General features: G+C 71.7%; 12 protein-coding genes and 1 riboswitch. Of the genes, 8 read left to right on the forward strand and 4 right to left on the reverse strand.

What is annotated here, in order from left to right; all coding sequences use genetic code 11:
* The first annotated feature begins 109 nt into the window (after nt 1-109).
* Entirely contained in the window at nt 110-3,433 is a 3,324-nt protein-coding gene (locus tag ACZYRU_RS16255) for a S8 family serine peptidase (protein ID WP_488958140.1), read from the forward strand.
* 15 nt (nt 3,434-3,448) lie between these two features.
* Here the strand turns inward: ACZYRU_RS16255 and ACZYRU_RS16260 are convergent, their stop codons facing one another.
* On the reverse strand, nt 3,449-3,844 hold the full coding sequence (locus ACZYRU_RS16260) for an SSI family serine proteinase inhibitor (RefSeq protein WP_488958141.1): 396 nt from the start codon (nt 3,842-3,844) through the stop codon (nt 3,449-3,451).
* A 37-nt stretch (nt 3,845-3,881) separates the two neighbouring features.
* Between ACZYRU_RS16260 and ACZYRU_RS16265 the strand changes: the two genes are divergently transcribed.
* Nucleotides 3,882-4,967: an acyltransferase family protein gene (locus ACZYRU_RS16265; protein ID WP_488958142.1), complete on the forward strand. Its 1,086-nt coding sequence runs from the start codon at nt 3,882-3,884 to the stop codon at nt 4,965-4,967.
* Nucleotides 4,968-5,164: 197 nt separating this feature from the next.
* A complete protein-coding gene (locus ACZYRU_RS16270; protein WP_488958143.1) occupies nt 5,165-6,145 on the forward strand; it encodes a DUF808 domain-containing protein in 981 nt (326 codons plus the stop codon).
* A 42-nt stretch (nt 6,146-6,187) separates the two neighbouring features.
* Here ACZYRU_RS16270 and ACZYRU_RS16275 read toward each other — a convergent pair whose 3' ends face one another.
* The 3 genes from ACZYRU_RS16275 to ACZYRU_RS16285 form a co-directional block, all read right to left on the reverse strand.
* Nucleotides 6,188-6,625, reverse strand: coding sequence for a 6,7-dimethyl-8-ribityllumazine synthase (locus ACZYRU_RS16275; protein ID WP_488958144.1), 438 nt, complete (start codon nt 6,623-6,625; stop codon nt 6,188-6,190).
* Nucleotides 6,626-6,677: 52 nt separating this feature from the next.
* A riboswitch (FMN riboswitch) is annotated at nt 6,678-6,843 on the reverse strand.
* Between the two features lie 9 nt (nt 6,844-6,852).
* Nucleotides 6,853-7,221, reverse strand: coding sequence for a hypothetical protein (locus ACZYRU_RS16280; RefSeq protein ID WP_488958145.1), 369 nt, complete (start codon nt 7,219-7,221; stop codon nt 6,853-6,855).
* 19 nt (nt 7,222-7,240) lie between these two features.
* A complete protein-coding gene (locus tag ACZYRU_RS16285; protein WP_488958146.1) occupies nt 7,241-7,621 on the reverse strand; it encodes a DUF6234 family protein in 381 nt (126 codons plus the stop codon).
* Between the two features lie 150 nt (nt 7,622-7,771).
* On the opposite strand from ACZYRU_RS16285, the gene ACZYRU_RS16290 reads away from it, so the two are divergent.
* The 5 genes from ACZYRU_RS16290 (at nt 7,772) to ACZYRU_RS16310 (ending at nt 15,092) form a co-directional block, all read left to right on the forward strand.
* Nucleotides 7,772-9,214 (forward strand): MFS transporter, encoded by a 1,443-nt coding sequence (locus tag ACZYRU_RS16290; protein WP_488958147.1) that lies wholly within the window; start codon nt 7,772-7,774, stop codon nt 9,212-9,214.
* Nucleotides 9,215-9,421: 207 nt separating this feature from the next.
* Nucleotides 9,422-10,861 (forward strand): adenosylhomocysteinase, encoded by a 1,440-nt coding sequence (ahcY, locus tag ACZYRU_RS16295; RefSeq protein WP_488958148.1) that lies wholly within the window; start codon nt 9,422-9,424, stop codon nt 10,859-10,861.
* A gap of 93 nt (nt 10,862-10,954) precedes the next feature.
* Nucleotides 10,955-11,662 carry an MtrAB system response regulator MtrA gene (gene mtrA, locus ACZYRU_RS16300; RefSeq protein ID WP_488958149.1) on the forward strand — a complete coding sequence of 236 codons (708 nt, stop codon included), beginning with the start codon at nt 10,955-10,957 and terminating at the stop codon, nt 11,660-11,662.
* Nucleotides 11,662-13,353 carry an MtrAB system histidine kinase MtrB gene (mtrB, locus tag ACZYRU_RS16305; RefSeq protein ID WP_488958150.1) on the forward strand — a complete coding sequence of 564 codons (1,692 nt, stop codon included), beginning with the start codon at nt 11,662-11,664 and terminating at the stop codon, nt 13,351-13,353. Before mtrA ends, mtrB begins: the two co-directional genes overlap by 1 nt.
* Nucleotides 13,350-15,092 (forward strand): LpqB family beta-propeller domain-containing protein, encoded by a 1,743-nt coding sequence (locus ACZYRU_RS16310; protein ID WP_488958151.1) that lies wholly within the window; start codon nt 13,350-13,352, stop codon nt 15,090-15,092. The genes mtrB and ACZYRU_RS16310 overlap by 4 nt, the downstream gene beginning before the upstream one ends.
* Nucleotides 15,093-15,126 lie beyond the last annotated feature (34 nt).

Below are 15,126 nucleotides of genomic sequence, written 5' to 3' on the forward strand. Positions count from 1 at the left end.
GCCGGGTGACGCCCAGCAGAGCGAAGGGACACCGACGCGCACGCGGCATCACCACCACTGCCTCAGGCGCGACGCTCCCTGCGACCACCACAGCACCCAGGGAGATGTCATGCGCATTCACAGGAGGGGACTGGCTGCCTTCGTCGCGCTGCTGGCCCCGCTGACCTTCATGGTCGCCGCGCCGGCGGCCGGAACCGGACCGGGTGACCCGCCCGATCCCACGGCGGCCGCGCTGGTCGCGACCCCCTTGACCCCCGCCTCCCGGGTCAAGGCGTTCAAGGCCGACTCGAGCACGTTGGCGCAGACCAGTCCGGGCCTGCTCGACCGCACCGGGACGGCGCCGGTCGCGGTCATGGTCAAGCTCGACCAGGACTCCCTGTCGGCGTACCGAGGCGGTGTCGACGGCCTCGAGGCGACCAGTCCGTCGGTGACCGGCCACAAGATCCAGCCCGGCTCAGCGGCGGTCCGCGCCTACCAGGCCTACCTCGACCAGAACGAGCGCGCGTTCACCCACGACCTCGCGCAGCGCGTCCCGGCCGCCCACGTGACCGGCAGCTACCGCACCGTCTACGGCGGTGTGTCGGCCATCGTGCCCGCCAACAGCGTGCGCACGATCCTCGGCATCGACGGGGTCGTCGCGGTCCAGAAGGACGCGCTGCGGCAGCCCCTCACCGACTCCAGCCCGGAGTTCCTCAACGCCGGACCGGTGTACGCCGCCCTCGGTGGCAACACCAACGCGGGCGCCGGCGTCATCTACGGCAACCTGGACACCGGGGTCTGGCCGGAGCACCCGTCGTTCGCCGACCAGGGCAACCTGGCGGCACCGCCGGGGCCTGCCCGCGCCTGCGACTTCGGCGACAACCCGCTGACCCCCGCGGTCGACCCGTTCGTGTGCCAGCACAAGCTGATCGGCGGCGCGCACTTCACCGACGCCTACGACGCGACCATCGGCGACGACCCCTTCGCGGGCACGGCGCGTGACAGCGAGGGCCACGGCACCCACACCGCGTCCACGGCGGCCGGCAACGTCCTCTCCAGTGCGCCCGTCTTCGGCGTGGAGCGTGGCCCGCTCGCCGGTCTGGCGCCCGGTGCCTGGGTGATGGAGTACAAGGTCTGCGGTCCGCAGGGCTGTCTGTCCTCCGACTCGGCCAGGGCCGTCGAGCAGGCGATCGTCGACGGTGTCAGCGTCATCAACTACTCGATCTCCGGTGGCACCGACCCGATGACCGACCCGGTCGAGCTGTCCTTCCTCGATGCCTATGCGGCCGGTGTCTTCGTCGCCGCCTCCGCCGGGAACGACGGGCCGGGTGCCGGCACCGCCAACCACCTCTCGCCGTGGGTCACGACGGTCGGCGCCTCGACCCAGCGCCGCGAGTTCGCGACCACGCTGCACCTCACCGCCGACAACGGTGAGACCTTCACCGCCGACGGCGCGTCGATCACCGGTGGCGTCGGCCCGCTCCCGGTGGTGCTGTCCTCGTCGGCGCCGTACTCGAACGCCAACTGCTCCGCGCCCGCCGTACCCGGCACGTTCGCCGGCAAGATCGTCGCGTGCCAGCGTGGTGGCGGCATCGGTCGCGTGCAGAAGGGGTTCAACGTCAGGCAGGGCGGGGCAGCCGGGATGATCCTCTACAACCCGGCCCTGGCCGACGTCGAGACAGACAACCACTGGCTGCCGACCGTGCACCTGGCCGACGGCACCGACTTCGTGGCCTTCATGGGCTCCCACACCGGCGTCACCGGCCAGTTCGCGGCTGGCGAGAAGCGCGACGGCCAGGGCGACGTGATGGCGGCGTTCTCGTCGCGGGGGCCGGGCGGCGCCTTCATCAAGCCGGACGTCACCGCGCCCGGCGTGCAGATCCTGGCTGGCCACACCCCGGTGCCCAATGACGTCACCGGCGGTCCGCCGGGCGAGCTCTTCCAGGCGATCGCAGGCACCTCGATGTCCTCACCGCACGTCGCCGGTGCGGCGCTCCTGCTGCGCGACACCCACCCCGGCTGGTCGCCCGGCCAGGTGAAGTCCGCGCTGATGACCCGGTCGCTGACCGACGTCCTCAAGGAGGACCTCACCACCCCGGCCGACCCGTTCGACATGGGTGCCGGCCGGATCGACATCGGTCGCTCGGACGTCGTCCCGCTGACGCTCGACGAGACGGCGGCCCGGTACGCGGCGCTGACCGGTGATCCCGTGCACGCCGTGGACCTCAACGTGCCGTCGATCAACGCTCCGGTGCTGCCGGGTCGGCTGACGACGACCCGCGTGGTGCGCAACGTGTCAGGGACGACGCAGAGGTTCGTGGCGTCCGCCACGGCCCCGGCTGGTTCCTCGATCAGGGTCTTCCCGGCGTCGTTCAGCGTCGATCCCGGGGCCACCCGGACGCTGAGCATCACCATCAGCACCGACGCTCCCCAGGGCGCCCAGCAGTTCGGCGAGATCCAGATCCGGCGGAGCAGCGGTGCGAGCCGCGCGATGCACCTGCCGGTGGCCTGGATCAGGACCCAGGGACAGGTGACCCTGGACCAGTCCTGCGTGCCCGACTCGATCCGTCGGGGCAGCTCGACCACGTGTGCGGTGGCCGCGACCAACCAGTCCTTCGAGAGCCAAACGGTCAGCCTGAGCACGACGACCTCCGCCAACCTGACGATCACGAGCGCGTCGGGCGCGACGGTCGTCGGACCGCACCGCGCGCGCAAGGGGCCGATCAGCCTCGCCGGAGCGCAGAACGGCGTGCCGTCGGTGGCTCCCGGCTCGCTGTTCGGCTACATCCCGCTCGATGCGTTCGGCATCACGCCGGTGGCGATCGGTGACGAGGAGATCATCAACTTCAACGTGCCCGCCTACCGCTTCAACGGCAAGAGCTACACCGCCGTGGGCGTCGACTCCAACGGCTACCTGGTGGCCGGCGGTGGTTCGTCGGAGGACAACGAGTGCTGCAACCTGCCCACCGGTCCCGACCCGGCGCCGCCGAACAACATGATGGCGCCGTTCTGGACCGACCTCGACGGCACCGGTGCCCCCGGTGTCTTCGCCGGGACGCTGACCGACGGCGTCGACACCTGGCTGGTCGTCGAGTACCGGGTCAACGTGTTCGGTACGAACAGCAGTCGGGTGTTCCAGGTCTGGATCGGCGTCAACGGGACGCAGGACATCACCTACGCCTACGACCCGGCCAACCTGCCCGCCAGCCCGAACGGCCAGCCGTTCCTCGTCGGGGCGGAGAACGAGTCCGGCCAGGGCGCCATGGCGGCCACGCTGCCGACCGGCGACCTGCGGGTGACCTCGACCGACCCGGTTCCCGGCGACACGGTGACCTACACGCTCGTCGTCCGCGGCGATGCGCGCGGCCCCGGCCAGGTCACGACCGAGATGAACGCGACGGGAGTGCCGGGCACGACGATCGTGAGGACGCCGGTCCAGGTCACCAGACGGTGAGGACCGTGGCCCCCGTCAGCCCCGGCCGGCGGGGGCCAGCACCTCGCTGAGGGCGGTCCAGCGAGCGATCTCGCACCCGTCCGTGCGCCGGTACGTCGCCGCGACCTGCTCGCCGTGCCAGGTGCCGGTGATCGTGGCGGTCTCGGGGCCGCCGTACACCTGGATGCACCGCATGTCGGCCGGCACCGGTGCGAACGGCCGACGGGCCGCCTCGAGCGCCCGGCACGCACCCTCCGGGTCAGGATGGGTCCCGCCGGCAGGGTCGCAGACCAGCGTCCACGTGGTCGGTGGCTGACCGGGCCCGTCCGTGACGGTGACGGTCAGCCGGCTGCTGGCGGGGGAGTCGTCCGGACGCTCGGTCACCTCACCACTGTCGCCCGCGCACGCCCACAGCGCCAGGTTGTCTGACACTTGGTCTCCGCACAGGTGGTTCGGGTACCAAGGAGTGATGGCCTCAACACCTCGGACTCGGGACCCGTGGCTCGACAACGCGAAGATGGGCCTGGTCACGCTCGTCGTGGTCGGGCACCTGCTCGCGCTGCTGCCGTCCGACGGCCCGGGCGGACGGGCGTACGACTTCGTCTACCTGTGGCACATGCCGGCGTTCGTGTTCCTGTCCGGCTACCTGTCGCGGGGCTTCCGCTACACACCGGCGCGGCTGTGGCAGCTGGTGACCACGCTGCTGGTGCCGTACGTCCTCTTCGAGGGTGCGCTGGCCTGGTTCCGGATCAACGTCGGCGGCGAGCACCTCTCGGACCTGTGGACCGACCCGCACTTCCCGCTCTGGTACCTGCTCGCGATGGTCGCCTGGCGATTGGTGACCCCGCTGCTGCGGCCGCTGCGGGGCGGCGTGGTGCTCGCTGTCGGCCTCAGCATCGCGGGTGGTTTCCTCCTCGCTGGGGACTGGACGCGGTGGCTGGACGCCCCTCGGATCGTGGGCTTCCTGCCGTTCTTCGTGCTCGGGCTGAAGACCACGCCCGAGGCGCTGGAGTGGTTGCGTGGGCGGTTCGCGGCTGTGGTCGGCGTCGTGACCTTCGCGGCGCTGTGGGTCGTCGCCGGCTCGCTCGACGAGTGGGCCAGCCGTGACTACCTGTACCAGCGGCCGTTCGCGCTGCTCGACGACCCGACCTCGACCGCGATCCTGACCCGGCTGCTCGTGCTGCTCGCCGGTGTGGCCGGCGCGCTGGCCTGGCTGAGCGTCGTACCCCGGATCGGGGGCTGGTTCACCCGGATGGGCTCGGCGACCCTCGTCGTGTACCTGTTCCACGGGTTCGTGGTGAAGGAGCTCGAGTACCTCGGGTTCGTCGAGTGGGCCCACGACCGGCCCTGGCCCGGCCTGCTCGCCGCGGTCGGCATCGGCGTCGCGGTCGCGCTGGGCCTGGCCGCACCGCCCGTGCGCCGGGTGCTCGAGCGGGTCGTCGACCCGTTCGACGTCGCCCACCGCCGGGTCCGGGAGGCGGTGCAACTGACCGGTGTCGTCCACGAGCAGGAGAGGGACACCGCGGACGCGGGGCTCGTGCCTGCTGGCCGGTAGGGCATGCCGAGGAACGCGGCGCCGTCGCGAGCGACGCTTCGCGCCGCCCTGGCAAGGCGGCGGAGCGACGACGTGCTCGGCCGCACTTCGAGCGACTCCAACGCAGCCAGGGCGGATGCGAGGCGTTGCGCAGCAGGCGGCGGGTTGCTCGGCATGCCCTAACCTTTCGGCATGCCTCTCACCACGGACCGACTCTCGTGAGCGCCGGCCTGTTCGGTCTCCTCGACGACGTCGCCGCCATCGCCAAGATGGCTGCCGCGTCGATGGACGACGTGGGTGCCGCAGCCGGCAAGGCCACCGCCAAGGCCGCCGGCGTGGTGATCGACGACACGGCGGTCACGCCGCAGTACGTCCAGGGCGTCGCCGCCTCGCGTGAGCTCCCGATCGTGAAGAAGATCGCGATCGGCTCGATCCGCAACAAGCTGCTGATCATCCTCCCGGCGTCGCTGCTGCTCAGCCAGTTCCTGCCGGACCTGCTCCCCATCATCTTGATGATCGGTGGCACCTTCCTCGCCTACGAGGGCGCCCACAAGATCTGGCACATGGTCTCCGGCCACGACGAGCACGAGACGCCCGTCGCCGAGGTCGGCCCCGAGGCCGAGAAGGAGCTGGTCTCCGGCGCTATCCGCACCGATCTGATCCTGTCGGCCGAGATCATGGTGATCGCGCTGGCCTCGGTCGAGGACGAGAACTTCTGGACCAAGCTCGCCACGCTGCTGGTCGTCGCCGTCGTGATCACCATCGCCGTCTACGGCGTCGTGGCGCTCATCGTGAAAATGGACGACGCGGGCCTCAGCCTCGCGCAGCGCTCCTCGGCCCTCGCGCAGAAGCTCGGCCGCGGCCTGGTCGCGTTCATGCCGCGGCTGCTCTCGATCATCTCGATCGTCGGCACCGTCGCGATGCTGTGGGTCGGCGGGCACATCCTGCTCGTCAACGTGCACGAGGCGGGTTGGTGGGACGCGCCGTACGAGTGGGTCCACGGCATCGAGCACGACATCGAGCACGCCGTGCACGGCTTCCTCGGCAGCGCGCTGGCCTGGCTCGCCAACACCGGCATCTCCGCGGTGATCGGCCTGGTCGTCGGCTCGATCGTGGTCGCGATCGTGCGGGTGCTGCCGTTCACCGGCGACAAGGACCCGATCGAGCGGTACGACGACGGTGAGCCCGCCGCGCACTGACCTCGTCGATCAGCCGCGGCGGGCCCTCCGCGCGGCGTCGCCTCAGACGGCCGGCAGCTGGACGGTCGCGTCCAGCGCGCTGGCCAGCTCGCGGCCCTTCGTCTCGAAGTGGCGGCGGAAGTAGTCGAGGTGCTCGTCGTGCTCGTGGAAGTGGTGCGGCGTGAGCACCGCCGAGAACACCGGCACGTCGGTCTCCAGCTGGACCCGCATCAGTGCGTCCACGACCGACGACGCGACGAAGTCGTGGCGGTAGATGCCGCCGTCGACGACGAGAGCGGCCGCGGCCACCCCGGCGTACTGACCGGACAGGGCGCGTCGACGTACCTGCAGCGGGATCTCGAACGCACCCGGCACGTGGACGACGTCCACGGCGTAGCCGCGCTCCTCGAGCTCGGCGGTGAAGGTGGTGACGGCGACGTCGACGATGTCGGCGTGCCAGCGGGCCGCGACGATGGCGACGCGGGGGGCGGTGGGTGACATGGGCTCTCCTGTTCGCGTGTCACCCAGGGCGTGACGACGCGCGCGAGGCCCGTCGCGTTCTCTTCCATCCGGACTGTGACCGTCGGCTCCGGAGTCGCACCGGATCTGCTGACCCGACCCGGTCGTAACCGGGCCGGCGCTCGCGGGCTCGGTCGCCCCGGATCGGCCGGGACGCCCTCACCGCCGGTGGGGAGTTCCACCCCGCCCTGAGAACGTACGGCAGCAGCCTACTGGCCCCGCACCGCCTGTCCGCCGCGTGCCCGCCTGATGCCCACGACCCCCGCCGCCACGAACGGCACCGGTGCCAGCGTGGCGACCAGGCCGCCCGGGCGGCCGACCGTGCGGATGGAGGCGGCACCGACCACGACGTCGGTCAGGTCGCTGGCCAGCGCGGTCGTCGCCCAGCGGGTGAGGTCGGCGTCGGGCGCGAGCACGGTGCCCGCCCCGAGCACCAGGTCGCGGACCCCGATCGTGCGCATCAGCAGCTGGAACGACGGGTCGTCGCTGCGGCCGACCAGCCGCGGCGCGGCCAGCATCGCGACGCCCACCGCCATCCGCAGTGCGCCGAGGCCGCGAGCCACGCTGGTGTCGGGCATGGCAGCAGGGTAGGCGCCCTCAGCCGCCGACGCAGTCGTTCGAGCCGGAGTGGCAGGGGTACCGCGGACCGGGCTCCGGCGGGCGCTGTGACCCGTCCCAGTCGATCTGGGGCATCGCGGTCAGCAGCGCCACGACGAGCGCGACCCCGGCCACGGCGAGGTGCCACAGGAAGACCCAACGCCCGCGGCGCAGCGCCGCGGTCACCAGGGTCGTCGCGACCGAGACGGCGAGGGCGGTCGTGAGGAGGCGGTGGACGAGGATCTCGGCGTCGTCCGGGGCGTCGCAACCGCCCCAGCAGAGGTAGACGGAGAATCCGTGCCAGAAGGTCGCCAGCGTCAGGACGGCGGCGGCGACTGCGGCGGTGATCTCGAGGGGCCCGGCCGGGCGGCGATCGGTCATGTCCGCAGGGTCACGTGAGGGGCTCGCGAGAACATGAGTACGCGGCCCCAGATGTCTGGGAATCGCGCACCACCGGAAGATCTGGGGGAGCGGAGAACCCGCCGGCTTGGGATGGTCGGCGTACCGCCGCGACGGCCAGCATCTCGTCCCATGACGACCACCTCCGCGACACCCGCGACCCCGCCGGTCGCCCGGACCGCTGCCGACCGGAAGGTCAGCATCGCCGTCGCCTGCGTGGCGACCGTGATGCTGATGCTCGACGTCAGCGTGGTCAACACCGCCCTCGACGACATCGCGGCCGGGCTCGGCGCGGGCCTGTCCGGACTGCAGTGGGTGATCGACGCCTACACCCTGCCGCTGGCGGCGGTCGTGCTGTCGGCCGGCTCGATCGCCGACCGCTTCGGTCGCAAGCAGGTGTTCCTCGGCGGCATGGCGCTGTTCACCGTCGCCTCGGCTGCCTGCGCCCTCTCGCCGGGCATCGCCACCCTCGTCGCGGCCCGCGCCGTCCAGGGCATCGGCGCGGCGGTGCTGTTCGCCACCGCCCTCGCCCTGATCTCCGAGGTGACCCCGACCGCCGAGGAGCGGGCCAAGGCGCTCGGCGTGTACGGCGCCTCGATCGGCGCCGCCTTCGCCATCGGTCCGTTCGTCGGCGGCGTGCTGACCGACGTCATCGACTGGCGCGCGATCTTCTGGTGCAACGTGCCGATCGGCCTGCTCACCCTCGTCCTGGCCCGCCGGGTCCGGGAGAGCCGGGACCCCGAGGCGCGGCGGCTCGACGTACCCGGCCAGCTCGCCCTCGTCGTCGGCCTGTTCCTCCTCGTGCTCGCCCTGCTGCGCGGCAACGAGCGCGGCTGGGGCAGCGGCCTGGTCACTGGTTCGCTGGCCGGCGCCGCGGTCGCCCTCGTGGCGCTGGTCGTCATCGAGCACCGCTCGCGGGTGCCGATGCTCCCGCTGGTGCACTTCCGGCGGCCGGCCTTCAGCGCGCCGCAGGTGCTGGTCTTCGGCATCTCGGAGTCGTTCTTCGCGGGTTTCCTCTACCTCACGCTGTACCTCCAGGGGGTCGTCGGGCTGAGCCCGCTGCAGACCGGGCTGGCGTACCTGCCCGGAACCGCACTCGTCTTCGTGGTCTCCGGCATGACGGCCGGGCTGATGAACCGGTTCGCCCCGGCCGCGCTGGCCGTCGCCGGCCTGCTGCTGGTCGCGGCCGGCATGGTGGTCTTCGCCTGGACCACCCACGCCGACTCCGGCTGGGCCTCGATCCTGCCCGGCTTCCTGCTCGCCAGCGTCGGCACCGGACTGTTCAACCCGTCCGGCAGCGCCCTCGCCCTCGCCGCCCTCCCGCCCGAGCAGAGTGGCCTCGCCGCCGGCGCGAACGACACCTTCCGGCAGACCGGACTGGCCGTCGGCGTCGCCTGGCTCGGCACCTTCGTCCCCGCCGCCGGACCGTACGGCGCCGACGCCGTCGCGTTCGTCGACGGGCTGCACGACGCGGTGCTCGCGGGTGCGGTCGTCGCGCTCGTGTGTGCCGTGGTGGGCGGCGTGCTGCTCCGGGCGGGAGCGGGGCCGAGCGGTAGTGCTGGGTTGGGTGGGTGAGGGTGACGTAGGGGTCACTCTCACCCACCCAACTGACGGGCCTGGCCGTCAGGCCGCACCCGCCCTCCTTGCCTCGAGGGACATTCCCGATGATTCCGCGGCCCTCGGAGCACGCTTGTAGGGTGTTCTGTGTCATGCGCGGGAGATCCCGACGTAGCGCAGATGCGCCGCAGGGCGAACGACACTCGAACCTCGAGGATCACTTTCATGGACTACAAGGTTGCTGACCTGAGCCTGGCCGAGTTCGGCCGCAAGGAGCTCACCCTCGCCGAGCACGAGATGCCCGGCCTGATGGAGATGCGTCGTCGGTACGGCGCGTCGCAGCCCCTCAAGGGCGCCCGCATCGCCGGCTCGCTGCACATGACGATCCAGACCGGCGTGCTGATCGAGACGTTGACCGCGCTCGGCGCCGACGTCCGCTGGGCCACCTGCAACATCTTCTCGACCCAGGACCACGCCGCCGCCGCGGTCGTCGTCGGCAACGGCACGGTCGAGGACCCCCAGGGCACCCCGGTCTTCGCCTGGAAGGGCGAGACCCTGGCGGAGTACTGGGACGAGGCCGAGAAGGTCTTCCAGTTCAAGGACGCCGAGGGCAACGCGATCGGCCCGAACATGATCCTCGACGACGGTGGCGACATCACGCTGCTCGTCCACAAGGGCACCGAGTTCGAGAAGGCCGGCGCCGTCCCGGGCCAGGACACCACCGACAACGAGGAGTACAAGGAGGTCCTCCGGGTCCTCGCGCGCTCGCTCGACAACGACCCGACGTACTGGACCAACATCGGTGCGGGCATCAAGGGCGTGACCGAGGAGACCACCACCGGTGTCCTGCGCCTCTACGACCGGTTCAAGGACGGCTCGCTGCTCTTCCCGGCGATCAACGTCAACGACTCGGTCACGAAGTCGAAGTTCGACAACAAGTACGGCTGCCGCCACTCGCTCATCGACGGCATCAACCGTGGCACCGACGTCATGATCGCCGGCAAGACCGCGGTCGTCTGCGGCTACGGCGACGTGGGCAAGGGCTCTGCCGAGTCGCTGCGTGGCCAGGGTGCCCGCGTCATCATCACCGAGATCGACCCGATCTGCGCGCTGCAGGCGGCGATGGACGGCTACGAGGTCAAGCGCCTCGAGTCGGTCGTCGACTTCGCCGACATCTTCATCACCACGACGGGCAACTTCGACATCATCCGGGTCGAGCACTTCGAGCGGATGAAGCACCAGGCGATCGTCGGCAACATCGGCCACTTCGACAACGAGATCGACATGGCCGGTCTCGCGAAGATCCCGGGCATCGTCAAGGACGAGATCAAGCCGCAGGTCCACCAGTGGATCTTCGAGGACGGCAAGAAGATCATCGTGCTGTCCGAGGGCCGCCTGCTGAACCTCGGCAACGCGACCGGCCACCCGTCGTTCGTCATGTCGAACTCCTTCACCAACCAGGTGCTCGCGCAGATCGAGCTCTTCACCAAGCTCGAGGAGTACCCGATCGGCGTCTACGTGCTCCCGAAGCACCTCGACGAGGAGGTCGCCCGCCTCCACCTCGACGCCATCGGTGTCGAGCTGACCGTCCTCAACCAGGCACAGGCCGACTACCTCGGCGTGCCGATCGAGGGCCCGTTCAAGTCGGACCACTACCGCTACTGAGCAGCTGCTGATCAGCTACTGAGCAGTACGTCGACGAGGCCCGGCACCGTGGTGGTGCCGGGCCTTCGTCGTGCTCCCGCCTAATATTGCGGCGTGACCCCGCCCAGCACTGCGCCGTACCCCACGAGGGGGCGCGTCCTCGTCGTCGACGACGACGCCCCGCTGGCGGAGATGCTGGGCATCGTGCTGGGGCAGGAGGGCTTCGAGAGCCGGGTCTGCCCGCGTGGCGACCTGGCGCTGGCGGCGTTCCGCGAGTACAAGCCCGACCTGGTGCTGCTCGACCTGATGCTGCCCGGCAAGGACGGCATCGACGTCTGCAAGGAGGTCCGCGCCGAGTCGGGTGTCCCGATCGTGATGCTGACCGCCAAGGGCGACACCGTCGACGTGGTGGTGGGGCTGGAGTCCGGGGCCGACGACTACGTCGTCAAGCCCTTCAAGCCCAAGGAGCTGGTCGCCCGGATCCGGGCGCGGGTACGCCGCACCGAGGCGGTCCCGCACGAGGCGCTCACCATCCGCGACGTCGAGATCGACGTGGCCGGGCACGCGGTGACGCGGGCCGGCGTGGAGATCTCGCTGACGCCGCTCGAGTTCGACCTGCTGCTGTGCCTGGCCCGCAAGCCCGGTCAGGTCTTCACCCGCCAGGCGCTCCTGGAGGAGGTCTGGGGGTACCAGCACGCTGCGGACACCCGCTTGGTCAACGTGCACGTGCAGCGGCTGCGCTCCAAGGTCGAGCACGACCCCGAGCACCCCGAGATCGTGCTGACCGTGCGCGGCGTCGGCTACAAGGCCGGCTCCTCCTAGTGCTCGACGCCCTCCGCCGCTGCTGGGGGTGGCTCGCACCCCGGCTGCGCCGCGCACTGACCTTCTGGCGGCGCTCGATCCAGGCCCGGGTCGTGGCGAGCACGGTCGTGCTGTCCGCGGTCGTGGTCAGCGGCGTCGGCTGGATCCTGCTGCAGCAGACCCGCGACGGCCTGCTGCAACACCGGGCCGAGGTCGTGCTCGGCGAGGTCGACGCGGAGGTCGCCGACGCCCAGGACCGCCTCGCGGCGGCGTCGGGCCGCGAGGTCAACGCCAGCCAGCAGCAGCGCGACCTGGTCGACCCGATCATCGAGCGGGGTGCGAGCCGGGGGTACGCCGTCGTGCTGGCCGGGCCGGAGGGGGAGGACCCCGCGCTGCGCACCGGCGGCGGCGAGTACACCAGCGGCCTCGACCTGGTCAGCATCCCCACCTCGCTCGAGGACCACTTCGACGCCCCGCGCCGCTCCACCGCGTGGACCTACACCGAGATCGTGCGTACGACGGGCGCCGGCTCCGACGCGAGGACCACCCGGGAACCGGGGATCGTGGTCGGCTCGCAGGTGCAGCTGCCCTCGGACGGCAAGACCTACACGCTCTACTTCCTGTTCCCGCTCGCCGAGGAGCAGGACACCCTCGACCTGGTGACCCGGGCGCTGCTGACGGCCGCCGGGCTGCTTCTGGCGCTGGTCGCCGGCCTGACCTGGCTGGTGACCCGGCAGGTGGTCACCCCGATCCGACTGGCCCGACGGGTCGCCGAGCGGCTCGCGGCCGGGCGGCTGCAGGAGCGGCTGCAGGTCACCGGCGAGGACGACATCGCGCGCCTGGCGTACTCCTTCAACCAGATGGCCACCAGCCTCCAGCGCCAGATCCGCCAGCTCGAGGAGCTCAGCTGGGTCCAGCGCCGGTTCGTCTCCGACGTCTCCCACGAGCTGCGCACCCCGCTCACGACGGTGCGGATGGCCTCCGACGTCCTCCACGACGCCCGCGAGAACTTCGACCCGGCGACCGCCCGCTCGGCAGAGCTGATGCAGGCCGAGCTCGACCGGTTCGAGAACCTGCTCGTCGACCTGCTCGAGATCAGCCGCTTCGACGCCGGCGCCGCGGTGCTCGCCAACGAGAACGTCAACCTCGGCGACCTCGTACGACGGGTGGTCGAGGCCGCGCAGCCGCTGGCCGACCAGCGGGGTGTCCGAGTACGGGTGCAGGAGCCGGGGCACCCGGTCCAGGCGGATGTCGACGCACGGCGCATCGAGCGCATCGTGCGCAACCTGGTCACCAACGCGATCGACCACGCCCTGGCCGACGACCCGACCGAGGCGGTCATCGTGCGGCTCGAGTCCGACGACGAGGCGGCCGCGATCACCGTGCGCGACCACGGCGTCGGCCTGGCGCCCGGAGAGGCCTCGATGGTGTTCAACCGATTCTGGCGCTCCGACCCGGCCCGCACCCGCACGAGCGGCGGCACCGGCCTGGGCCTCGCGATCGCGCAGGAGGACGCCCACCTGCACGGCGGCTGGCTGCAGGCGTGGGGCAAGACCGGGCAGGGGGCGCAGTTCCGGCTGACCGTGCCCCGGCACACCGGTGGCACGCTGCGGCACAGCCCGCTGCCGCTGGTCCCCGAGGACGCGATGTCGAGCGACGCCGCTGTCGTGGTGGGGCCCGGCGGCGTCGTACCGGAGGGGGAGGAGCGATGACCCGACTCCGCGCCCTCGCGGTGCTGGTGCTGGCCCTGGCGGTGCTGTGCGGGTGCACGTCGCTCCCGACGTCCGGCCCGGTGGTCCAGAGCCGCGGCACCGACCGCGGCGACACCCGGCGGGCCAGCGACATCGATGCCCGGCCACCGGTCGACGGCGCCTCGCGGACCGAGGTGGTCGCCGGGTTCCTCGACGCGATGACCGCGTGGCCGGTGCAGACCAGCGTCGCCAAGCAGTACCTCACCAAGGAGGCCGCGGCCGGCTGGAACCCCGAGCAGGAGACGGTCATCTACAGCGACTCGCTGCCCGTGCGCGAGAGCGGCGGCTTCGTGTCGGTGTCGCTGACCGCCGCCGACCGGCTCGACTCGGTCGGGGCCTGGCGGGGAGCGATGGGGACCGACGAGCTGACCCTCGACTTCAAGGTCACCGTGCAGGACGGGGAGTACCGGATCACCGACCCGCCGGACGCGCTCGTCGTACCCGCCTCGTGGTTCCGGCAGCGCTACCACCAGGTCTCGCTCTACTACTTCGACCCCGTCGCCAAGATCCTCGTCCCCGAACCGGTGTTCGTGCCGGAGGGCGACCAGCTCGCCACCAGCCTCGTGTCCGGCCTGCTCGCCGGGCCGCCGCCGCTGGCGCAGGGCGTGGTGCGCTCGTTCCTGCCGGCGGGGCTGACCGTCGGACTGTCCGTGCCCGTCAGCGACGCCGGCGTCGCCGACATCTCGCTCGTCGGTGAGGCCCAGTCGGTCACCTCCGAGCAGGCCGAGCTGATGCTCGCCCAGCTCGCGTGGACGCTGCGCCAGGACCCGTCGGTCACCGCACTGCGGGTCAGCGTCGACGGTACGCCGCTGCCGCTGCCGGGCGGCGTCGCGCAGTACTCCGTCGACGCGGCCGCCGCCTACGGTCCGGCCGGCCCCGGCGGCGGCAAGACGCTCTACGGCATCAGCCAGGGGCGCCTGGTCTCCGGCGGCAAGGACACCGAACTCGACCCCGTCACCGGCGTGTTCGGCGACGAGGGGGCGGGCATCACCGCGATCGCGGTCAGCCCCGACAACGAGGAGGCGGCCGGGGTCGATGCCGGCGGGCACCGCGTCCGCCTGGCCCACGTCCAGCAGTCGACGTCCGAGCCCGCCGCGCAGGTGCTGCTCGACGGCGGCAGCTACGCCCGCCCCACCTGGGACCACGCCGGACGGTTGTGGGTGCTCGAGCGCCGCACGAGCGGCGCGGTCGTGTGGCTGTACGACGGCGCGGAGCTGCGCACCGTCCGGGTCCCCGGCATCACCGGCACCCGCGCCCGGAGCCTGGTCGTCAGCCGCGACGGCACCCGGCTGGTCGCCGTGGTCCGCGTGACGGGGCAGGGCGACCAGGTCGTCGGCGCCCGGGTGTTCCTCAACGGCCGCGGCCAGGTCGCTCGGGCGGGCCGGCCGTTCGTCGTACGCGCTCCGGAGGGCAGCGCCATCATCGACATCGGCTGGGCCAGCCCGATCCGGGTCGCGCTGCTGACCGCGACCGTCCCCGGCAACCTCTACGAGGTCGACGTGGTCGCCGCCGACGGCGCCACGGTCGGCGTCGACGTGCTCTCCACGATCGTCACCGGCGAGGTCCTCGGGCTCGCCGTCTCGCCCGTCGAGGACGCGCCGATGTACGCCGTCTACGCCGACCAGTACGTCGACCTGGTGCGCCAGGAGGACCACGAGGCCGGGCCCGGCGGGCTCTCGCAGCTCGACTACACGGGCTGAGTCTCCCGGGCTCTCCACAGCCCCGGGCTCTCTG

This window comes from Nocardioides sp. F233, assembly GCF_057813895.1.